Origin of the sequence: Intrasporangium sp., from assembly GCF_039812505.1 — a bacterium.
GTDB lineage: Bacteria > Actinomycetota > Actinomycetes > Actinomycetales > Dermatophilaceae > Intrasporangium_A.
In genome coordinates this window covers 1-5,189 of the sequence record NZ_JBDIAQ010000200.1, presented here as the reverse complement: position 1 = coordinate 5,189, position 5,189 = coordinate 1, and the positions used below count along the sequence as shown (strand labels likewise).

At 73.6% G+C, this 5,189-nt stretch carries 8 protein-coding genes; 4 read left to right on the top strand and 4 right to left on the bottom strand.

Annotated features, from left to right (window positions below; all coding sequences use genetic code 11):
- The 3 genes from WMI84_RS16800 to WMI84_RS16790 all read right to left on the bottom strand — a co-directional run.
- On the bottom strand, positions 1-199 hold a 199-nt coding region (locus WMI84_RS16800), incomplete at its 3' end, for a hypothetical protein (RefSeq protein ID WP_347354924.1).
- Positions 200-231: 32 nt separating this feature from the next.
- Positions 232-1,329: a hypothetical protein gene (locus WMI84_RS16795; RefSeq protein WP_347354923.1), complete on the bottom strand. Its 1,098-nt coding sequence runs from the start codon at positions 1,327-1,329 to the stop codon at positions 232-234.
- Positions 1,330-1,395: 66 nt separating this feature from the next.
- The gene (locus WMI84_RS16790) at positions 1,396-1,644 is read right to left on the bottom strand and encodes a hypothetical protein (RefSeq protein WP_347354922.1); all 249 of its coding nucleotides are present in this window, start codon (positions 1,642-1,644) and stop codon (positions 1,396-1,398) included.
- 426 nt (positions 1,645-2,070) lie between these two features.
- On the opposite strand from WMI84_RS16790, the gene WMI84_RS16785 reads away from it, so the two are divergent.
- Entirely contained in the window at positions 2,071-2,655 is a 585-nt protein-coding gene (locus WMI84_RS16785; RefSeq protein ID WP_347354921.1) for a helix-turn-helix domain-containing protein, read from the top strand.
- Between the two features lie 69 nt (positions 2,656-2,724).
- Positions 2,725-3,234 (top strand): GNAT family N-acetyltransferase, encoded by a 510-nt coding sequence (locus WMI84_RS16780; protein WP_347354920.1) that lies wholly within the window; start codon positions 2,725-2,727, stop codon positions 3,232-3,234.
- Between the two features lie 219 nt (positions 3,235-3,453).
- Here the strand turns inward: WMI84_RS16780 and WMI84_RS16775 are convergent, their stop codons facing one another.
- A complete protein-coding gene (locus tag WMI84_RS16775) occupies positions 3,454-4,203 on the bottom strand; it encodes a DUF5995 family protein (protein ID WP_347354919.1) in 750 nt (249 codons plus the stop codon).
- Positions 4,204-4,308: 105 nt separating this feature from the next.
- Between WMI84_RS16775 and WMI84_RS16770 the strand changes: the two genes are divergently transcribed.
- Positions 4,309-4,905 carry a hypothetical protein gene (locus tag WMI84_RS16770; RefSeq protein ID WP_347354918.1) on the top strand — a complete coding sequence of 199 codons (597 nt, stop codon included), beginning with the start codon at positions 4,309-4,311 and terminating at the stop codon, positions 4,903-4,905.
- Entirely contained in the window at positions 4,902-5,189 is a 288-nt protein-coding gene (locus WMI84_RS16765; RefSeq protein WP_347354917.1) for a hypothetical protein, read from the top strand. The genes WMI84_RS16770 and WMI84_RS16765 overlap by 4 nt, the downstream gene beginning before the upstream one ends.

Genomic DNA, 5,189 nt, shown 5'->3' with positions numbered 1-5,189 from the left:
CCTGCTCGCCGCGCAGCACGTACGCCTGCCCGCTGGCCGGATCGGGCAGCCAGGCCACCACCGGGCCCCGGCCGGGCCCGGTTGGGCCCCGAAGACACGCCCGGGGTGGCGTGGCGCCGGCGGCCCGCGGCGCCAGTGCCGAGGCGGTCAGGCCGGCCCCGCCGGCGGCCAGGAAGCCACGTCGGGTGGAGGTGTGCATCAGCTTGTCCCTTCGGTTGCGACCCGGCCGGGTCAGGTGGTGGTCGGTGCGGTGACCGGCCGGACGCCGAGCGCGGTCTCGACGTCGCTGATGTGGTTGTGGATGGTGATCACGGCGGAGCCGGCGTAGAGCAGCCCGACCGCGGCCAGCCCGTCCCGGCTCAACAGCAGGCTGCCGGAGTCGCCGCCGGCCGACATGCCGGTGGTGATGATCTGGTGGCGGAAGACCGCCGTGCCGGGCGCGCCGTAGTTGACCGCGACGGTGGCGTTGGTGGACAGCACCACCCCGGCGGTCACCTGGGTGGTGCGCCCGGCCTTGACCACGCCCATCCCGACCCCGGCCTGGTCGATCCCGCGCGGGACGAGCACCCCCAGCAGCATCGCGGTCACGTTGCGGCTGTGCGTCGGCCGGGCCAGCGCCGCGTCGACGAGGTTGTAGCCGGACATCCCGAAGACGATCCGTTCGAAACGGTCCAGGGTGGCGACCTGGTCGGACGGGAACAGGCCCCCGTCGAACGGGCCCGGCTGCAGGATCGCATCGCCGGGGCCGCCGGCGTTGGTGTTGGCCAGCACGTGGTTGTTGCTCAGGATCAGGTAGTCCCCCTCCGGGCCGGCGCCGCAGGTGCAGTCGGTCACGTCGGCGCAACGGCACCGACGCAGGTCACGCACCAGGGCACCGAACGTCCCCGCGGTGATGTCGTGGTGGCCGATGCTGAAGCCCGGCAGCGCCGGGCGGACCCGCCCGTCGAACGTCAACGCGTGGATCGGCCCGGACTCGATCACGTCGGTCACCGCCCCGTCCAGCTCGGCCGGGACCCGGTCGGCCTCGGCCAGCTCGGTCAGTGGACGCTTGGCCTCGACGAACACGGTCAGCGACGCGGTGTCGGTGACCGTGCCGCCGCTCACCTTCAGGCTCGGGGCCACCGCGACGACCCCGTCCCGGCCCAGCAGCGCGGCCTGGTGCCGGTCCTGCGCCGCCGCGATGTGCCCGGCCGCCTCCAGGGCCTCCGGGGCCCCCGCCAGCGGCGCGGCGGCGCGGGCCGCCGCCTGCTCACCGGCCTGCTCCCATGCCGCGGCCAGCGCTTGCGCAGCGGCCGTGCCGGCCTGATCCCATGTCCTCAGCCCGTCCATGACACTCCTCCTTCGTGTTGCTGCTCCCCCGAGTCGTACTGCTCCCCCGGGTCGTACTGGTGGCGCTCAGCCCTGGGCGCCGATCGGGCCGGACTCGAGCACCTGCACCCGAACCCCGTCCACCTCCCGCGGCAGCAGGTCCGCCGGCGCCAGCTGCTCCGCAGGCACCTTGCCGGTGACGTATACCGTGATGCACGGAGCGCCGTCGACCGTGCCCGGAGCCACCGCCACCACGTTGGCGCGGCGCATCAGATCGGCCTCGTGCCCGGCCAGCACCGCGAGCACGGCTCCGGAACCCAGGCCTTCGTCCGCCACCGGTCACCTCCGCCTTGCGTGCGAGCCAGAGGCTGAGCTCGACACCGGTCGGTGGGCACCGGCCCCCTGGGTGTCGGTGACGGCCCCGGTCACGACCGGGTCACCGCTCACGCAGCGCCCCGACCGGAGGAGGCGAGCATCAGCAGCAACCCGGTGGCGCTGCCGCTGAGGGACGGCTGCACCACCGGGTCGGCCGGGCGTCGGGGTGCCGCCCGTGTCGGCACCGCTCCCACGCGCCGCGAACGGACGCGCCGCGACGAGGGCCGGGTCCCCGGCCTGGTCGATGAACAAGGCCATGGGCTGCCCCCGACGGGTCCCGTCCCCGGGGCGACACCCCGAAGAACCTCACATCACTGACTGACCTGCTGGTCAGTGATAGTCTCAGCCGTTCACCTGTCGCTGTCAACCCCCCACCGGAGGACACGCATGTCAGACCCGGCCGGCGCCCGACGCGCCCACGCCGAGCAGGTCCAGGCCCGGATCCTGGCGGTGGCCACCGAACACCTGCGCCACTACGGCTACGACCGCACCTCGCTGGCCCAGATCGGCGCCGCGCTCGGCCTGACCCGCGGCGCGGTCCTGTACCACTTCAGGTCCAAGGCCGACCTGCTCGGCGCGCTGCTCACCCCGTTCACGGCCGGCCTGGACCAGGCCCTGACCGAGCTCGAGACCCGCCGCACCGGCCCGCGCCCGGCCCAGGTCATCGACACCGTCCTGGACCTGCTGGTCGCCAACCGCCTCGCCACCGAGCTGCTCACCCGGGACATCGCCTCCCGGCACGCCCTCGACCTGGACGCCTGGTCCACCACCAGCGCCGCCCGCCTGGTGGCCCTGCTCAGCCCGGACAGCGCCACCGACCCCGCCGCCGCCGCACGCGGCTACGCCGCCCTGGGTGCCCTGATCCGCCCGCTGGTCTCCCTGCCCGACCCGCTACCCGAGCCGGCCCGCCCCGCGATCCGCCGTGCCGCCCTCAACGCGCTGCGCCCCCCGCGAGGCCATCACCAGACCTGAGCGGAGCAACGCAGGAAGCGAGGACCATCGTCGAGCGCCCTGATGCCCGGGGGTGCCTACGATTCTGTGATGGCTGCCTGGCTGATCGTCCGTCTGGGACGGGCCGAGGACGCGCCGCGGATGGCGGACGTCAATGTGCGGTGCTGGCAGGAGACCTACCGAGGGCTCATGTCCGATGCGGCGCTCGACGACCCCGGCCTGCTCGCTGCTCGGGAGCAGTTCTGGACTGCCGCGCTGACCGAGGAGCGCTATCGTGCCAACCGCGTGGCTGTCGCCGAACGGGACGGCGAGCTGGTGGGCATCGCGATGTCCGGTCCGCCCCTGGACGCTGGGGCGAAGTGGGTCAGGCAGCTCTATGTCCTCTACGTGTGCGCGGTCGAGCACGGTAAAGGCGCTGGGCAACGGTTGCTGCAGACGGTCGTCGATCCGGACGAGTCGGTGGCCCTCTGGGTGGCCGACCCCAACCCGCGTGCGCAGGCGTTCTACCGCAAGCACGGCTTCGTTGCCGACGGCACGGCCCAGCTCGACGACGGGGTACGAGAGATCCGGATGATCCGCGCTCCTCGGGCCGGTCGATGACCTGGTTCGTGTCCGTGGCATGACGGCGTTGCCGGTCCGCCCCAATGACGTGAGGGCGCACGGATCTTCCCCGGTCCAGCAGGTGGATCACGCTGACCGGAGGGGAGCACGGCTGGGAGGCAACGTTCCCCACGCTCGCAACTGGGCGGCATACACATCGGGTATGCCGCTCACCCTCCTGCCGCTCGCAGCACCCCGTGGCTGTCGGCCACCGAGTCCTCAGGCGGCGGGCGGCGGGAGGGTGACGCCGAAACCGGCCACGGAAAGACGCAGCAGCACCTGCCCCGGTGCCAGCAGGTCGGCGACGCGGACCGCGCTGAGCAACTCGAGCTCAGCCAGCCGGGCGGCATACGCGCCCTCGACCGCCACCCGCGCCCGATGTAGCTCGATGGTGTTGTGCCACACCTTCTGGCGTGCCTCGCGCAGGAACAGCTTGGAGGCGACGCGGTTGAGCGGCTGCAGCACGCGCTCGGTCACGGTGCGGGTCGACCCGGCTGCGAGCCGGTCGTCCTCGGCGCCGACACACCCCGCGAGCACGCGGTCGACCCGCTCGTGGTCCCGTCGGCGGCGCGCCGTGAGCACGGGGTCGGCGAACTCGTCGTCGTCGATCACTCCCAGCAGGGCCTGGGGCAGGTCGTAGTTGAGGTGCGCGTTGATGCCGAGCAGCACGTGCCGCAGGGCGGGCAGCGACGGCGGGGCATCGAAGGCCAGGCGCCATGGCCGGGGCACGCCGGGGGCACCGGCGAGGTCGCGGTCCAGGGCGGCCAGGTACAGGTCGGCGAACACGACGTCACACCGCTCGACCCACGCGGGGTCCTCGAACCGCGCCTCGTCGATCGCGGTCCCCACGGCGAGCGTGGTCCGGCGGTACGTCTCGAGGAACCGGCGCCGGGCGGGCTGTCCGGCAGGCAGCGCGGCCAGCCGAGCATCCATGGCCGCCACCACGGTCTCGAGGTTGCGCGCAGGCACGTGAACCCCCTCCCGGAACGGGTGTGTGCGACTAGTATCGACGGCACGACTGGCGGCTGTCAGCACTGTCGAGGGCTTCCGCCGGCCGGGAAGCCAGGTGCGCCCTTGTTCGGTCGGCACAGCCCCCGCAGCTTCGACGCGGTCGCCCTCGGTCGACTCGAGACCGACGCCTGGGTCGGCTACTACCGCCGGGACTGGGTCCGCACGCTGCGCTCCATCGTCGGGATGGTGGACGAGGGCTTCGGCCTCGGTCCGTGGGCGACCTGGGTTGCCGCGTGGCACGTGCTGCGCGCCAACCAGGCGTGGGCACCGGTCCCGGACAACGACCCCGAGGCCGCGCGTGCCGCGATGCGCCGGTTCTACCGGCTCCTGCACGCCCGCTCGGACCTGGACTTCGAACCCGACCGCGCTGCGACGCTGGAGGTCGAGTGGTGGCGCATCCACCGGGCCCGCCAACGGGACGACGCCGCCGACCGAGCCGACCTCGAACGCGCGCTGGTCGACCTCTACGCGCACGTCTACGGGGTGCCCCGAGGCTCGCTGCACGAGGCCGCCCGGTGGCGGGTCGAGGCGATGGACCTGTCGGACGCGTGGGTGGCCGGTGGGTGCGACCCGACCGACCCGCGCCTGGCGGCCGAGCGACGCGCCCTGGTCGCCTCGTACGCCGCCCTGCTCGACACCCTGTGCCGGGTCGGCGCATGAACCGGGACGACCGCGTCCTGGGCACGACGGGGGCGCTCGGCGGGTTCATCGCCCCCTTCCTGCTCGTCGCGTTCATCCTGCTCCACGGCCTTCCCGGACAGACCGCGCGGCTCTGGGCCCGGCGGATCCGGTCACACCCGACCACGACGCCGTTCACCGACCGGCCGCCGACCTGGGTCCTCGGGGCGGGCTTCGTCGCGGTGGGCCAGAGCAGCCCGTCGTGGCCGGCGTCGCCGGGCACCGGGCGTCGGCTCGCCACCCGACCGCCGGCCGAGCAGTACTAG